Annotated in this window: 12 protein-coding genes; 9 read left to right on the top strand and 3 right to left on the bottom strand. The window is 44.8% G+C overall.

Features of this window, described 5'->3' with window-relative positions; all coding sequences use genetic code 11:
* Positions 1-246: 246 nt before the first annotated feature.
* Complete coding sequence (gene nadC, locus FKN16_RS18245) at positions 247-1,134, bottom strand: carboxylating nicotinate-nucleotide diphosphorylase (RefSeq protein WP_068864653.1); 888 nt, start codon at positions 1,132-1,134, stop codon at positions 247-249.
* Positions 1,135-1,226: 92 nt separating this feature from the next.
* Between nadC and ampD the strand changes: the two genes are divergently transcribed.
* The 5 genes from ampD to lpdA all read left to right on the top strand — a co-directional run bounded on the left by ampD (position 1,227) and on the right by lpdA (position 9,270).
* Positions 1,227-1,778, top strand: a complete 552-nt coding sequence (gene ampD / locus FKN16_RS18240) for a 1,6-anhydro-N-acetylmuramyl-L-alanine amidase AmpD (protein WP_046875077.1) — start codon at positions 1,227-1,229, stop codon at positions 1,776-1,778.
* A 405-nt stretch (positions 1,779-2,183) separates the two neighbouring features.
* Positions 2,184-2,951 (top strand): pyruvate dehydrogenase complex transcriptional repressor PdhR, encoded by a 768-nt coding sequence (gene pdhR / locus FKN16_RS18235; RefSeq protein ID WP_005396680.1) that lies wholly within the window; start codon positions 2,184-2,186, stop codon positions 2,949-2,951.
* Positions 2,952-2,999: 48 nt separating this feature from the next.
* The gene (aceE, locus tag FKN16_RS18230) at positions 3,000-5,663 is read left to right on the top strand and encodes a pyruvate dehydrogenase (acetyl-transferring), homodimeric type (protein WP_005396679.1); all 2,664 of its coding nucleotides are present in this window, start codon (positions 3,000-3,002) and stop codon (positions 5,661-5,663) included.
* A 19-nt stretch (positions 5,664-5,682) separates the two neighbouring features.
* A complete protein-coding gene (gene aceF, locus FKN16_RS18225; RefSeq protein WP_170903312.1) occupies positions 5,683-7,575 on the top strand; it encodes a pyruvate dehydrogenase complex dihydrolipoyllysine-residue acetyltransferase in 1,893 nt (630 codons plus the stop codon).
* A 267-nt stretch (positions 7,576-7,842) separates the two neighbouring features.
* Positions 7,843-9,270: a dihydrolipoyl dehydrogenase gene (lpdA, locus tag FKN16_RS18220; RefSeq protein ID WP_005379993.1), complete on the top strand. Its 1,428-nt coding sequence runs from the start codon at positions 7,843-7,845 to the stop codon at positions 9,268-9,270.
* 146 nt (positions 9,271-9,416) lie between these two features.
* Here the strand turns inward: lpdA and opaR are convergent, their stop codons facing one another.
* Positions 9,417-10,031, bottom strand: a complete 615-nt coding sequence (gene opaR / locus FKN16_RS18215; RefSeq protein WP_031780576.1) for a transcriptional regulator OpaR — start codon at positions 10,029-10,031, stop codon at positions 9,417-9,419.
* A gap of 318 nt (positions 10,032-10,349) precedes the next feature.
* On the opposite strand from opaR, the gene hpt reads away from it, so the two are divergent.
* Positions 10,350-10,880, top strand: coding sequence for a hypoxanthine phosphoribosyltransferase (gene hpt, locus FKN16_RS18210; RefSeq protein ID WP_005379995.1), 531 nt, complete (start codon positions 10,350-10,352; stop codon positions 10,878-10,880).
* Positions 10,881-10,957: 77 nt separating this feature from the next.
* Here the strand turns inward: hpt and can are convergent, their stop codons facing one another.
* The gene (gene can, locus FKN16_RS18205) at positions 10,958-11,626 is read right to left on the bottom strand and encodes a carbonate dehydratase (RefSeq protein ID WP_005379996.1); all 669 of its coding nucleotides are present in this window, start codon (positions 11,624-11,626) and stop codon (positions 10,958-10,960) included.
* Positions 11,627-11,903: 277 nt separating this feature from the next.
* On the opposite strand from can, the gene FKN16_RS18200 reads away from it, so the two are divergent.
* From FKN16_RS18200 to FKN16_RS18190, 3 genes are all read left to right on the top strand, one after another.
* Positions 11,904-13,574, top strand: a complete 1,671-nt coding sequence (locus FKN16_RS18200) for a SulP family inorganic anion transporter (protein WP_012841422.1) — start codon at positions 11,904-11,906, stop codon at positions 13,572-13,574.
* A gap of 252 nt (positions 13,575-13,826) precedes the next feature.
* The gene (locus FKN16_RS18195; RefSeq protein ID WP_005396713.1) at positions 13,827-14,744 is read left to right on the top strand and encodes an ABC transporter ATP-binding protein; all 918 of its coding nucleotides are present in this window, start codon (positions 13,827-13,829) and stop codon (positions 14,742-14,744) included.
* The gene (locus tag FKN16_RS18190) at positions 14,745-15,515 is read left to right on the top strand and encodes an ABC transporter permease (protein WP_005396714.1); all 771 of its coding nucleotides are present in this window, start codon (positions 14,745-14,747) and stop codon (positions 15,513-15,515) included.
* Positions 15,516-15,570 lie beyond the last annotated feature (55 nt).

Below are 15,570 nucleotides of genomic sequence, written 5' to 3'. Positions count from 1 at the left end.
AAAATTAATAATGCTCTTGCATTAGCGAAAGATTATGGAGAGTTAAGGTGGGTTGAAAATGGGGAAGAGATGGGCTCTCGAGTGAGGTAAAACTCTTTGGTGGAAAGTTGCATACCGTATGCAGAGTTTTGCGAGTAGCACTATTTTTTTAGTGGATAAAAAGAAAGGGCCAATAGGCCCTTTTTAATGATGATTTACTCACAACCTACTGAGTTAGTTGAAGTAATTGAGGTTGTGTTGCTTTTATTATTTGAAGCGCATCGAAAGATCCATCGCTTTTAGATGCTTAGTCAACGCGCCTACCGAAATGTAATCGACACCGGTTTCTGCGTATTCTGCGATGGTCTCTAGCGTAATGTTGCCGGAGTTCTCTAAAGCGGCACGACCTGCGTTAATCGCTACGGCTTCACGCATCATTTCTTTTGTGAAGTTATCTAGCATGATGATGTCGGCACCAGCGTTTATCGCTTGTTTCAACTCTTCTAAGCTTTCCGTTTCTACTTCTACCGGTTTGCCTGGGTTGAGCTCTTTCGCTTTTTGGATGGCTTGAGTGATGCCACCACAAGCAATAATGTGGTTTTCTTTAATGAGGTAAGCATCGAACACGCCGATGCGATGGTTAAAGCCACCACCGCATGTCACGGCGTATTTTAGTGCGCTACGCAGACCAGGAATGGTTTTGCGTGTGTCTAGTAGACGACACTCAGTATGCGCGATTTTTTCAGCGTACTCTGCGGTAACTGTTGCGCAGCCAGACAGCGTTTGGATGAAGTTCATTGCGTTACGCTCACCAGTTAACAAGTCACGAGCAGGGCCTGTCAGCGTACAAAGGGTTTGGTTAGGTTCGACTTTATCGCCGTCCTTTACGTGCCATTCAATGCTGACCTTACCACCGAGCTGTTTAAAAACTTCATCAGCCCATGCTTGACCACAGAACACACCATGCTCACGAGTAATAATCGTTGCGGTATTAACCGCCTCGGCAGGGATCAAAGATGCAGTAATGTCGTTATCTGCGTCGACACTGCCACCTAGATCTTCTTTTAAGGTATCAGCGACAGAGCGAGTGATCTCTAAAGGGAGTTGTTGTTTAAGGTATTCTAGGCGTTCTTGAATGTTGTGTGTGTTCTTCATCGCAAATCTTGTCTTGAAAGGGAGATGGCAACGGATGATACTCTCCGGTGTCAATAATTTCAGCAGTTAATTTGCAAAGAAGAGAGGTTGATATGCGCCCAATTATCGAGAATGGCTGGCTGACACAGGCAAAGCATGTTCCGTCACCATTTTTTGATGCCCGCTCTGATATAAACGACATCTCTCTGCTGGTGGTACACAACATCAGTTTGCCTCCTGGGCAGTTTGGTGGACCGTATATAGAGGACTTCTTCACTGGCAAGCTAGACCCAAATGCACATCCATTTTTTGAAGTTATTCACAAAATGGGCGTTTCTGCACATTGCTTGATTAAGAGAAATGGCGAGGTCGTTCAATTTGTTTCTTTTCTCGATAGAGCATGGCATGCCGGTCAATCCAGTTTCGCGGGCAGGGAGCGTTGTAATGACTATTCCATTGGTATCGAGCTTGAAGGGACAGAATTTACTGCCTACACAGAAGCGCAATATCAATCACTTGCAGAGATCACTGAGGTAATTATGCAGTCTTATCCCCACATCACCCTGCCACGAATTACCGGTCATCAATATATTGCGCCCTTGAGAAAAAGCGATCCTGGTCTAAGCTTTGATTGGGTGAAATATAGACAGCTTATACAGCGTTGATTTGTAGCGAAAGTGTAAATTCAAAAAAGCGAAATAAATAAGGCATACGATCAGGTATGCCTTTTTTTGATACCAGAAATATTAATGATTGTTAAAAGTTAACTACATTTTTACGCTCGTATACGCCATTTTGGTGAAGAAATAGACTGATAGTTTTGTCATTTTCTGTATTTCTTTTCCAAAATTGCTAGCACGTCGACTTCCCATTTGTATGCTTTATGTAATTGGTCATACCAATTCTATTGCTGTTTTAACAGTCGATTGTTATCAGAGTGTTGGAAGTAAGCTCGTTCTATGATTTAGGTCAATTTTCGGCTGGACAGTGGCGTTTTAATTATGTTAATTTCTGCACCAACTTAAAATTGGTATTACCAATTACCTGCAAGAGTAGAAGAACAATAAATTATGGCTTATCAAAGGATTCGTCAGCCAAAACTCTCTGATGTTATAGAACAAGAGTTAGAAAGGTTGATAGTGGAAGGAACATTGTCTCCGGGGCAACAACTGCCTCCAGAGCGTGAACTGGCAAGACAGTTCGATGTGTCTCGTCCTTCAGTCCGAGAAGCCATTCAACGCTTAGAAGCGAAGCGTTTGTTGACTCGTCGCCAAGGTGGCGGAACATTCGTAAGTGAGAATATCTGGAAGAGCTTTTCAGATCCCTTGTTGAATTTGTTGTCTAGTCATTCTGAAACCCAGCTTGATGTGCTTGAGTCTCGTCATGCAATGGAAGGAATTTCAGCTTACTTTGCAGCTTTACGTGGTACCGAAGAAGATTTTGCGCGTATTCAAGGTTGCCTTGAGCGCATTAGCCAAGAGCAAGCAAACAACGATATCGAAGCTGAATCTGCGGAAGTGATGCAATTTTTGATCGCTTTGACAGAAGCCGCGCACAACGTGGTTTTGTTGCACATTGTTCGAAGCTTAGCACCTTTGCTTGAGCAAAATATTCTACAAAATTTTAAATTACTACGTCGCCGCCCAGAAGCGGTCGAGAAAGTCAGTAAACACCGAGCCAATATCGTGGATGCGATTGTTTCTGGTCAGCCTGAAAAGGCGCGAGAAATGTCCCACTCGCACTTGGCTTACATCGAAGAAACATTGTTGGATTTGACTCGAGAAGAGTCTCGACGAGAGCGTTCTCTACGTCGAATTCAGCAGGGTAACGACTCGTAAGAGCGTTACTTAAATAAGTAGATCCAACCAACAGAAGGATAGATCGCCATGTCTGATATGAAGCATGACGTAGATGCACTGGAAACTCAAGAATGGCTACAAGCGCTTGAGTCAGTTGTACGTGAAGAAGGTCTAGAGCGTGCTCAATTCCTATTAGAGCAAGTTCTAGATAAAGCACGTCTAGACGGTGTTGATATGCCAACAGGTATCACAACTAACTACATCAACACGATTCCTGCAGACCAAGAACCAGCATACCCAGGTGACACAACACTTGAGCGTCGTATTCGCTCAATTATTCGTTGGAACGCTATCATGATCGTTCTACGTGCATCTAAGAAAGACCTAGAGCTAGGCGGCCACATGGCGTCTTTCCAGTCTTCTGCTGCGTTCTACGAGACATGTTTCAACCACTTCTTCCGTGCGCCAAACGAGAAGGACGGTGGCGACCTAGTTTACTACCAAGGTCACATTTCACCAGGTATCTACTCACGTGCATTCGTTGAAGGTCGTCTAACTGAAGAGCAGCTAGACAACTTCCGTCAAGAAGTAGACGGAAAAGGTATTCCTTCATACCCGCACCCTAAACTGATGCCTGAATTCTGGCAGTTCCCGACAGTATCGATGGGCCTAGGTCCAATCGCTTCTATCTACCAAGCTCGTTTCCTTAAGTACCTAGAAGGCCGTGGTCTTAAAGATACTTCAGAGCAGCGCGTTTACGCGTTCCTAGGTGACGGTGAGATGGATGAGCCAGAATCACGTGGTGCTATCTCTTTCGCTGCGCGTGAGAAACTAGACAACCTATGTTTCCTAATCAACTGTAACCTACAGCGTCTAGATGGCCCTGTAATGGGTAACGGTAAGATCATTCAAGAACTTGAAGGTCTGTTCAAAGGTGCTGGTTGGAACGTAGTGAAAGTAATCTGGGGTAACAACTGGGATTCACTGCTAGCTAAAGATACTTCTGGTAAGCTTCTACAGCTTATGAACGAAACGATCGATGGCGACTACCAAACATTCAAATCAAAAGATGGCGCGTACGTACGTGAGCACTTCTTTGGTAAGTACCCAGAGACAGCGGCACTTGTTGCTGACATGACTGATGACGAAATCTTCGCACTTAAGCGTGGTGGTCACGAGTCTTCTAAGCTATACGCGGCATACAAAAACGCGGCAGAAACTAAAGGTCGTCCAACAGTAATCCTAGCTAAGACTGTTAAAGGTTACGGTATGGGTGAAGCGGCTGAAGGTAAGAACATCGCGCACCAAGTTAAGAAGATGGACATGACTCACGTACTACACCTACGTGATCGTCTAGGTCTTCAAGACATCCTAACTGACGAAGCTGTGAAAGAACTTCCGTACCTGAAACTTGAAGAAGGTTCAAAAGAGTACGAATACCTACACGCTCGTCGTAAAGCGCTACACGGCTACACACCACAGCGTCTACCAAAATTCACTCAAGAATTCATCGTTCCTGAGCTAGAAGAATTCAAGCCACTACTAGAAGAACAGAAGCGTGATATCTCTTCTACTATGGCATTCGTACGTGCACTAAACGTTCTACTTAAGAACAAGAACATTGGTAAGAACATCGTTCCTATCATTGCTGACGAAGCGCGTACATTCGGTATGGAAGGTCTGTTCCGTCAAATCGGTATCTACAACCCGCACGGCCAAACTTACACACCAGAAGACCGTGGCGTTGTTTCTTACTACAAAGAAGCGACTTCAGGTCAGGTTCTACAAGAAGGTATCAACGAGCTAGGTGCTATGTCTTCATGGGTTGCTGCTGCGACTTCATACTCGACAAACGACCTACCAATGATTCCGTTCTACATCTACTACTCAATGTTCGGCTTCCAACGTGTTGGCGACATGGCGTGGATGGCTGGTGACCAACAAGCACGTGGTTTCCTACTAGGTGCAACTGCGGGTCGTACAACGTTGAACGGTGAAGGTCTACAGCACGAAGACGGCCACTCGCACATTTTGGCGGGTACGGTTCCTAACTGTATTTCTTACGACCCAACATTCGCGTACGAAGTAGCAGTGATCATGCAAGACGGTATCCGTCGCATGTACGGTCCAGAACAAGAAAACGTGTTCTACTACCTAACGCTAATGAACGAAAACTACGCAATGCCAGCAATGCCAGAAGGCGCTGAAGAAGGCATCCGTAAAGGTATCTACAAGCTAGAAACTTACACTGGCGACAAAGCGAAAGTTCAGCTAATGAGCTCTGGTACTATCATGAATGAAGTACGTAAAGCAGCTCAAATCCTAAGCGAAGATTACGGTGTTGCTTCTGATGTTTACTCTGTAACGTCATTCAACGAACTAACTCGCGATGGTCAAGATGCAGAGCGTTTCAACATGCTTCACCCAGAAGCGGAAGCAAAAGTACCTTACATCCAAACAGTAATGGGCACTGAGCCTGCTATCGCAGCAACTGACTACATGAAGAACTACGCAGAGCAGGTTCGTGCATACATTCCTGCTGAGTCTTTCAAAGTGCTTGGTACTGATGGCTTCGGTCGTTCAGACAGCCGTGAAAACCTACGTCGTCACTTCGAAGTGAACGCAGGTTACGTAGTAGTAGCAGCGCTAACTGAACTAGCGAAACGTGGCGAAGTTGAGAAATCTGTAGTTGCAGAAGCAATTAAGAAATTCGACATCGACACAGAGAAAACAAACCCGCTATACGCTTAATTAAGAAGGTAGATAAGAAATGGCAATCGAAATTAATGTACCAGACATCGGTGCGGATGAGGTTGAAGTTACTGAGATTCTTGTAAGCGTTGGCGACAAGGTTGAAGAAGAGCAGTCTCTGATCACAGTTGAAGGCGATAAAGCTTCTATGGAAGTTCCTGCTTCTCAAGCGGGTATCGTTAAAGAAATCAAAGTTGCAGAAGGCGACAAGGTTTCTACTGGTTCTCTAATCATGATTTTCGAAGCCGAGGGTGCAGCTGCTGCTGCACCTGCTCCTGCGGCAGAAGCAGCTCCAGCAGCAGCTCCAGCTCCAGCAGCAGCGGCAGAACTAAAAGAAGTTCACGTACCAGACATCGGTGGTGATGAAGTAGAAGTTACTGAAATCATGGTTGCCGTTGGCGACAGCATCGAAGAAGAGCAATCTCTTCTAACTGTTGAAGGCGACAAAGCTTCTATGGAAGTTCCAGCGCCATTCGCAGGGACTCTAAAAGAGATCAAAGTTGCAGCGGGCGATAAAGTATCGACTGGCTCACTTATCATGGTATTCGAAACAGCAGGTTCAGGCGCTCCAGCAGCACCAGCGGCAGCTGAAGCTCCTGCGGCAGCAGCTCCAGCAGCGTCTGCGGCAAAAGAAGTGAACGTTCCAGATATCGGCGGCGACGAAGTTGAAGTTACTGAGATCATGGTTGCCGTTGGCGACACAGTGGAAGAAGAGCAATCTCTAATCACTGTTGAAGGTGACAAAGCTTCTATGGAAGTTCCTGCACCATTTGCTGGTACGGTTAAAGAAATCAAGATTGCAGCTGGCGACAAGGTGTCTACTGGCTCACTAATCATGGTATTCGAAGTGGCGGGCGCAGCACCTGCTCCTGCAGCAGCTCCAGCTCAAGCGGCAGCACCTGCAGCTCCGGCTCCTAAAGCAGATGCTCCAGCGGCAGCAGCTCCAGCAGCGACTGGCGATTTCAAAGAAAACGATGAGTATGCTCACGCGTCTCCAGTTGTTCGTCGTCTAGCACGTGAATTTGGCGTTAACCTTTCTAAGGTTAAAGGTTCTGGTCGTAAGAGCCGTATCCTAAAAGAAGACGTTCAAGCTTACGTGAAAGATGCACTTAAGCGTCTTGAGTCTGGCGCAGGTGCAGCAGCATCTGGCAAAGGCGACGGCGCGGCTCTTGGTCTACTACCATGGCCAAAAGTGGACTTCAGCAAGTTTGGTGAGACAGAAGTTCAACCGCTATCTCGTATTAAGAAGATCTCTGGTGCAAACCTACACCGTAACTGGGTAATGATCCCGCACGTTACACAGTGGGATAACGCAGACATCACGGCTCTTGAAGCATTCCGTAAAGAGCAAAACGCGATTGAAGCGAAGAAAGATACTGGCATGAAGATCACACCACTTGTGTTCATCATGAAAGCGGTAGCTAAAGCGCTTGAAGCGTTCCCAGCGTTCAACTCTTCTCTATCAGAAGACGGTGAGAGCCTAATTCTGAAGAAATACGTGAATGTTGGTATTGCGGTAGATACACCAAACGGTCTAGTTGTTCCTGTATTTAAAGATGTGAACAAGAAAGGCATCTACGAGCTATCTGAAGAGCTAATGGCTGTTTCTAAGAAAGCACGTGCTGGTAAGCTAACTGCGGCTGACATGCAAGGTGGCTGTTTCACTATCTCTAGCCTAGGCGGTATCGGCGGTACGGCGTTTACTCCAATCGTAAACGCGCCAGAAGTTGGTATCCTAGGTGTGTCTAAGTCAGAAATGAAACCGGTATGGAACGGTAAAGAGTTCGAACCGCGTCTACAACTTCCACTATCTCTATCATACGACCACCGTGTGATCGATGGTGCTGAAGGTGCGCGCTTCATCACTTACCTAAACTCATGTCTATCTGACATTCGTCGTCTAGTTCTGTAATAGAAATTAGATGAATGAGAGGCGGCAACTTAGCCGCCTCTGCTAATCATAATTACCGACAATTTGGTTATCAGCCTTGCTTCGTTCAGGGTTTTCACAATCGAATTGTTGTCTAGCTCACAGGCTAAATTGATTTACTTTTCACACCATTAACATCTCTGTAAACTGTTAGCGGTCTGAAAATAACTGTTTAAAACAAATCTCTCTTAAACATAAAAAATCGATACCCACTCAGCCTGTTAGGGATAATGACTACAAGAGGTCAAAATGAGCAAAGAAATTAAAGCCCAAGTTGTTGTACTTGGTTCTGGTCCTGCTGGTTACTCCGCTGCATTCCGTTGTGCGGACTTAGGTCTTGAAACTGTACTAGTTGAACGTTACAGCACGCTTGGCGGTGTATGTCTGAACGTGGGTTGTATCCCATCTAAAGCACTGCTTCACGTTTCTAAAGTAATTGAGGAAGCGAAAGCGATGGCTGACCACGGCGTTGTGTTCGGTGAGCCTCAAACAGACATCAGCAAAATCCGCATCTGGAAAGAAAAAGTTGTTAACCAACTAACTGGCGGCCTAAGCGGCATGGCTAAGATGCGTAACGTTACAGTAGTTAACGGTTACGGTAAGTTCACTGGCCCTAACTCTATCCTTGTAGAAGGCGAAGGTGAGCCAACAGTTGTTAACTTTGACAATGCAATCGTTGCGGCTGGTTCTCGTCCAATCAAACTGCCATTTATCCCGCATGAAGACCCACGTATTTGGGACTCTACTGACGCTCTTGAACTAAAAGAAGTGCCAGAAAAACTGCTTATCATGGGTGGTGGTATCATCGGTCTAGAAATGGGTACGGTTTACCACTCTCTAGGTTCTAAAGTTGAAGTTGTTGAAATGTTTGACCAGGTAATTCCTGCAGCAGACAAAGATATCGTGAAAGTATTTACTAAGCGTATCAAAGACAAGTTCAAGCTAATGCTAGAAACGAAAGTAACAGCAGTTGAAGCAAAAGAAGACGGTATCTACGTTTCAATGGAAGGCAAGAAAGCGCCAGCTGAAGCTGAGCGTTACGATGCGGTTCTAGTTGCTATCGGTCGTGTACCAAATGGTAAGCTAATCGACGGTGAAAAAGCGGGTCTAGAAATTGACGAGCGTGGCTTCATCAACGTTGATAAGCAAATGCGTACTAACGTTCCTCACATCTTCGCGATCGGTGATATCGTTGGTCAACCAATGCTTGCTCACAAAGGTGTGCATGAAGGTCACGTAGCTGCTGAAGTTATCTCTGGTAAGAAGCACTACTTCGACCCTAAAGTTATCCCTTCAATTGCGTACACTGAGCCAGAAGTAGCTTGGGTTGGTAAGACTGAAAAAGAAGCGAAAGAAGAAGGCATCAAGTACGAAGTGGCGACATTCCCATGGGCAGCATCAGGTCGTGCAATCGCATCTGACTGTGCAGACGGTATGACTAAGCTAATCTTCGACAAAGAAACTCACCGCGTAATCGGTGGTGCTATCGTTGGTACTAACGGTGGTGAACTACTTGGTGAAATCGGCCTTGCAATTGAGATGGGCTGTGATGCAGAAGATATCGCTCTGACTATCCACGCTCACCCAACTCTACATGAGTCTGTAGGTCTAGCTGCTGAAGTATTTGAAGGTTCAATCACTGACCTGCCAAACAAAAAAGCAGTTAAGAAGAAGTAAGCTTTTTCTGACTGAATGGTAGAAACCGCTGCATTGCAGCGGTTTTTTTATGCTTGTTAGTTAGGAATATAAAACGTGTGTTCAGCTGACAGCAGACAATAAAAAGCCCACCAAACGGTGGGCTGACATATATTGCGAGTTAAGCTTTAGTGTTCACGGTTGTAAATGCAGAGCATGTCTAAGTATGAACTAACAAGGTGCTTAAGTTCCGCTTCACTTTTTGCACGGTTCGCTTGGACAAACAGTGAGTAACAAATACCGTGGAACAAGTTTGCCAAGTGTTCTGAATCGTGCTGGTCACACACTTCGCCACGTTCAATCGCTTTAATGAACATGTTTTGTACCAGCAACTGGTTAGTACGGTTAGTTGAAACAAACAATGGCCATACTTCGTCACGTGTTGAAGCACTCCACTCGAACCAAACTTTTAGCCAGTGACAGTCTTGACTGACAAGCTCGATCATTGCATTAGTAATATTGGCGATGTTTTCACGCGCGTGTAAGTCTAAGTCAATGTTATCCGATAGGAAGTTCGAGAACTGACGTACGACGTGGTTGAGTACTTCATCCACCAAGTCTTCACGAGTCGGGAAGTAGTTAAAAACGGTCGCCACAGAAACTTGAGCAATTTCTGCGATATCTGCGTGACCACCACGACCGATGCCGCGGCGCGCAAACACTTCCAATGCGATTTCCATTAACTGTTGCTTACGCTTAATTGGGGAAAGCCTAGTTCTAGGTCTCTTTGCAATTGAGTCCATATCCATTTTCCTTGCCATTTGAGTTGATATTGGGGGTAACCCCCTAATTGATTATTTTAATAGTTGCTTAAAGCAGTGATGAGTGTAATGGTGCATATCAACAAGGTCAACATCTGTAGAACAATTTATATACAGTAATGTCATTATTATTGATAAAATTAGCTATGAACTTTATAAAACTAAGACCTTCTTCCAAGATTTTTTGGCAACAGGATGTGACTTTCAACCCAATGAACGTGGTGGTACACTACACGCCGTAAGATTAGGTGATCGTTTGCGTGCGACTTACCTCAACCCACAAATTAGATTGAGCACAGTATGAAACATACAATAGAAGTCATGATTTCTGAGCAAGAAGTTCAGGAACGAGTTCGTGAATTAGGCAAACAAATTACAGAGCGTTATCAAGGTAGTGAAGATCTTGTGTTGGTAGGCTTATTGCGTGGCTCATTTGTATTTATGGCAGACTTGGCACGTGCTATCGAACTGACTCACCAAGTGGATTTTATGACTGCGTCAAGCTATGGCAACACAATGGAAAGTTCACGTGACGTTCGTATCTTGAAAGATTTGGATGATGACATCAAAGGCAAAGACATTTTGCTTGTTGAAGACATCATTGATACAGGTAACACACTAAATAAAATCCGTGAGATCTTATCGCTGCGTGAGCCGAAGTCTATCGCGATTTGTACGCTCTTAGATAAGCCATCTCGTCGTGAAGTGAATGTTCCTGTGGATTGGATTGGTTTCGAAATCCCAGATGAGTTTGTCGTTGGTGTGGGTATTGATTACGCGCAGAAATACCGCCACTTACCATACATCGGTAAAGTTGTACCTCAAGAATAATCATTGAGAGCAGCATTAAAAATATAAAAAAACGCCCATCTCAGATGGGCGTTTTTTGTTCAACCTTTAGATGTAGCTTAGCGACAAAGCAGCTTGTTGTCTGTATTTAGAATCGTCGAAAGGGCTTTCTGATAAGACGCTTCTACGGTTTCCTTAGAGTTAGAACGAATGCCTAAGTACTCTAAACGACCATCTTCAATACCGTATACCACGCCATGAATTTCAACATCTTGCCCACGCTCCCAAGCGTTTTGCAGGATGGTTGAGTTACCCAAGTTGTACACTTGCTCTGCGACATTAAGCTCGCCTAGTTTATCTGCTCGATCTTGCTGCGGCATTTGATCTAGGTAAGTGCGGTGTTTGAAATAGATATCTCTGATATGTAATAGCCAATTATTAATAAGACCTAGCTTAGGGTTATCAATGGCAGCGTTTACGCCACCACAGCCATAGTGTCCACAGACAATGATGTGCTTAACCTTAAGAACGTCTACGGCGTATTGAACGACGGACAGACAGTTGAGATCAGTATGGATGACTTGGTTTGCAACATTCCGATGAACGAATAGTTCACCCGAGTATAGTCCGGTTAGTCGCTCGGCAGGGACACGGCTATCAGAACAGCCAATCCAAAGAAAATCGGGCTTTTGACCCTCTGCGAGTTTTGCGAAGTATTCAGGTCGATCAGATTTGATCTCTTGAGACCATTTTGAATTGTTTTCAAATAACTGTTTAATTTCCGGCATCTTGCAAACTACTTCCCTTAAAAGACAAAAGCGCTGCCGCTTATATGAACATGCAAGCGATCAGTGTTGTAACTATACACAATGTTACAATTTCGATCCCGTTAAATATTCGTCAGACAGGACTCATCTGACTAGTTTTCATCAATAAAAACGTAAAATTAGGCCTAATTATTTGTGGTGTGAATTTAGCCTTAATCTATTTATGGTTTAAATTTTCGCCTGGCTCGTTAAAGTAATGACATTTTACTTTTTAAAATTGAATGCAGGGAAATCAGCAGTGTTCGGTAGTCGTTTTGAAGATATTAATTTCAAAGGGGATGTATTTGGCGGGGTAACCACGGCGATTATCTCTCTTCCTTTGGCATTAGCGTTCGGTGTTGCATCCGGTGCAGGGGCAGAAGCAGGCCTCTGGGGCGCAATAATGGTCGGTCTGTTTGCTTCGTTGTTTGGTGGTTCTAATACGTTAATATCAGAACCAACAGGGCCAATGACGGTAATCATGACCGCTGTGTTAACCAGTATGATGGCGAAGTATCCAGAAACGGGCATGGCCATGACCTTCACGGTTGTTATGATGGCTGGCGCGTTCCAAATCCTATTAGGGACGTTAAAACTGGGTAAATACGTTACCTTGATGCCTTATAGCGTGATTTCGGGCTTTATGTCAGGGATTGGCGTGATTCTTATCATTTTGCAGCTATCACCTTTGATGGGGCATGCTGCTCCTTCTGGAGGAGTGCTCGGAACATTATCTGCTTTGCCGGACACCATTTCTAACCTTAAGTTCAGTGAACTGTTTTTAGGTCTACTGACTTTGGGGATTCTCTTTTTCTTCCCTAAGCAATATCGAAAATATGTACCAGCGCAACTCGTGGCGTTGGTTGCGGTGACTTTGTTGTCTGTGATGCTCTTCGATACGGAAGACATTCGTCGTATCGGTGAAATCCCGGCAGGATTGCCTTCTCTCGTTGCACCTCATATTGATCCAGATATGTTTGTTGAGATGGTTATTGATGCGTTGGTGCTCGGCACCTTAGGTTGTATCGATACTTTGTTAACGGCGGTTATCGGTGATTCCTTGACTCGTAAAGAGCACGACTCAGACAAAGAACTGCGAGGCCAAGGTCTTGCCAACATGATCTCAGGCTTGTTCGGTGCACTACCTGGCGCGGGCGCAACCATGGGCACGGTGACTAACATTCAAGTTGGGGCTCGTTCGCCATTGTCCGGTGTGATTCGTGCACTTATGCTTGCATTGGTCGTATTGGTTGCTGGTGGATTAACGGAGCCGATCCCAATGGCTGTGTTGGCTGGCATTGCAGTATATGTCGGCTTTAACATTTTGGATTGGAGTTTTATTCAACGAGCACACAAGGTTAGCTTTTCCGGAATGGCGGTAATGTATGGCGTTATGTTGCTCACAGTGTTCGTTGATCTTATCGTTGCCGTGGGCTTGGGCGTCTTTATTTCCAACATTATTATCATTGAGCGTCTGAGCCGAGAACAGGCGAGACAAGTGAAAGCGATCAGTGACGCGGATGAAGACGATGTGCCGCTAACTGACAGCGAGCGTGGCTTGCTTGATCGCGCCAATGGCAAAGTACTGTTCTTTTATCTTTCGGGTCCAATGATCTTCAGTGTTTCTAAGGCAATTTCACGCCAGCACTCCAGTATTTCGGATTATGATGTGATGATTCTCGATCTTACCGATGTACCTATGATTGATGTCACCGTCGGTTTAGCGTTAGAAAACGCGATTAAAGATGCGCTTGATGCTAATTGTGCCGTGTATTTGTTGTGTCCAAATGAGCGCACGCGAGAACAGCTAGAAAAGTTCCACGTCATTGATCTTGTCCCAAATGACAATATGTACCAATTCCGTTATGAAGCATTAAATGCGGCGGTAGCACATGTCGAGGCGGACCAGTATCAGCGTATAACGGCGTAATCACTCTGATCGTTAAAAACGCAACAGCGCTCTGTTGCGTTTTTTATTCCCTAACTTTTCCTTACTTGCAGATAACCTTTACGTTGATAGGGACTATATTTCCAACATTATCGAAAGGTTTAATTGTAATCATCGTTATTCAACGATAAACTGATGGGCCTCCAGTACAATACCCAAGGCGATTTCGTAGTAAACCGCTGATAAACATCGAGTCGGTATTAGTAATCACAAACAAACGGCAATCAAGACCTTATGTACGCATTAGAAATTGAACAGCTGCGCAAGACGTATGCAGGTGGCTTTGAGGCGTTAAAAGGTATTAGTCTCCAAGTGAAAAAAGGTGACTTCTACGCGCTTCTGGGTCCCAATGGTGCAGGAAAATCGACCACGATCGGCATCATCTCCTCCTTAGTGAACAAAACTTCTGGAACGACGAAAGTTTTCGGTTATGACATTGATACCGACCTTGAGTTGGCCAAACAGAATTTAGGCTTGGTGCCACAAGAGTTCAACTTCAATCAGTTTGAAACCGTTGAGCAAATTGTGATGCAGCAAGCGGGCTATTACGGTGTGTCTAAAGTATTAGCCAAAGAACGAGCTGAAAAGTACCTGAAAAAACTCGATTTATGGGAAAAACGTAAAGAGCGTGCCCGTAATTTATCTGGCGGGATGAAGCGCCGTTTGATGATCGCCCGAGCTTTGATGCACGAGCCGCAGTTGCTCATTTTGGATGAACCAACGGCTGGGGTGGACATTGAACTACGCCGCTCAATGTGGGAATTTCTGAAAGAGATCAACCAAGAGCAAGGGATTACGATTATTTTGACGACGCACTACCTAGAAGAAGCGGAGATGCTGTGTCGAAATATCGGCATTATTAACCGAGGTGAGTTGATCGAAAACACCACCATGAAGGCGTTGCTAGGTAAGTTAAGCGTCGAGACATTTATCCTAGACATTGAATCTGAAGGCGAGGTGCCTGAGCTTGAAGGCGTCAATCGACAAAGTATTGTTGATGGCTCTTTAGAGATAGAGCTAGATAAAAGCCAAGGATTGAATTCAGTGTTCAGTCAGTTAACAGAGCATGGTATTAAAGTTCTTTCAATGCGTAACAAAGCCAACCGACTGGAAGAGTTGTTTGTCAGCATTGTAAGAGAAGGGAGTAAGTAAATGTACGGTTTATATTGGACGGCATTTCGTAGCTTGCTGAGCAAAGAGATCACCCGTTTTACGCGTATTTGGGTGCAAACTTTAGTTCCGCCTGCAATCACAATGACACTGTATTTCATCATTTTCGGTAATCTTATTGGCTCTCGAATCGGTGAGATGAGCGGCTTTAGCTACATGGAGTACATAGTTCCAGGTTTGATCATGATGTCGGTTATCACCAATTCATACTCGAATGTGGCGTCTTCGTTCTTTAGTGCAAAGCTACAGAAGAACATTGAAGAGCTGCTGGTGGCACCGGTGCCAAATTACGTGATTATTGCTGGATACGTAATGGGCGGTGTGACTCGAGGTTTGTTAGTAGGCGCTATTGTTACCTGTGTGTCTCTATTGTTTGTGGATCTGCAAGTTGAACACTGGGGTATTATTGTTGCGACCGTCTTCATGACATCCGTTGTATTTGCTCTAGGCGGGCTGATCAATGCGGTCTATGCAAAAACGTTTGATGATATTTCGATCATTCCTACATTTGTGTTGACCCCGTTAACCTACTTGGGTGGTGTTTTTTATTCCATCAGCTTACTGCCTGAATTTTGGCAAGGTGTCTCTAAGATTAACCCAATCGTCTACATGGTGAATGCGTTCCGTTATGGTTTTTTAGGCGTATCGGATGTAGGTATTGTCACCTCATTCAGTGTGCTTGCGGTGTTTGTGATAGCGCTGTATGCCGTTGCTCATTACTTAGTAACGAAAGGTATTGGGCTAAGAAGCTAAGACTCTCCCACACAACAAAGAGCAGCGAATCATGCTGCTCTTTGGCATGCATAAC

The organism is Vibrio sp. 11-4(1) (assembly GCF_013048625.1).
In the GTDB taxonomy this organism is placed as follows: domain Bacteria; phylum Pseudomonadota; class Gammaproteobacteria; order Enterobacterales; family Vibrionaceae; genus Vibrio; species Vibrio diabolicus.
The sequence above is the reverse complement of the archived record's forward strand: the minus strand, read 5'-3'. Positions and strand labels throughout refer to the sequence as shown.

Excerpts from the sequence above, each read along its gene's own strand:
- nadC (WP_068864653.1), bottom strand. The coding sequence starts at position 1,134 with ATGAAGAACACACACAACATTCAAGAACGCCTAGAATACCTTAAACAA.
- ampD (WP_046875077.1), top strand. The coding sequence starts at position 1,227 with ATGCGCCCAATTATCGAGAATGGCTGGCTGACACAGGCAAAGCATGTT.
- pdhR (WP_005396680.1), top strand. The coding sequence starts at position 2,184 with ATGGCTTATCAAAGGATTCGTCAGCCAAAACTCTCTGATGTTATAGAA.
- aceE (WP_005396679.1), top strand. The coding sequence starts at position 3,000 with ATGTCTGATATGAAGCATGACGTAGATGCACTGGAAACTCAAGAATGG.
- aceF (WP_170903312.1), top strand. The coding sequence starts at position 5,683 with ATGGCAATCGAAATTAATGTACCAGACATCGGTGCGGATGAGGTTGAA.
- lpdA (WP_005379993.1), top strand. The coding sequence starts at position 7,843 with ATGAGCAAAGAAATTAAAGCCCAAGTTGTTGTACTTGGTTCTGGTCCT.
- opaR (WP_031780576.1), bottom strand. The coding sequence starts at position 10,031 with ATGGACTCAATTGCAAAGAGACCTAGAACTAGGCTTTCCCCAATTAAG.
- hpt (WP_005379995.1), top strand. The coding sequence starts at position 10,350 with ATGAAACATACAATAGAAGTCATGATTTCTGAGCAAGAAGTTCAGGAA.
- can (WP_005379996.1), bottom strand. The coding sequence starts at position 11,626 with ATGCCGGAAATTAAACAGTTATTTGAAAACAATTCAAAATGGTCTCAA.
- FKN16_RS18195 (WP_005396713.1), top strand. The coding sequence starts at position 13,827 with ATGTACGCATTAGAAATTGAACAGCTGCGCAAGACGTATGCAGGTGGC.
- FKN16_RS18190 (WP_005396714.1), top strand. The coding sequence starts at position 14,745 with ATGTACGGTTTATATTGGACGGCATTTCGTAGCTTGCTGAGCAAAGAG.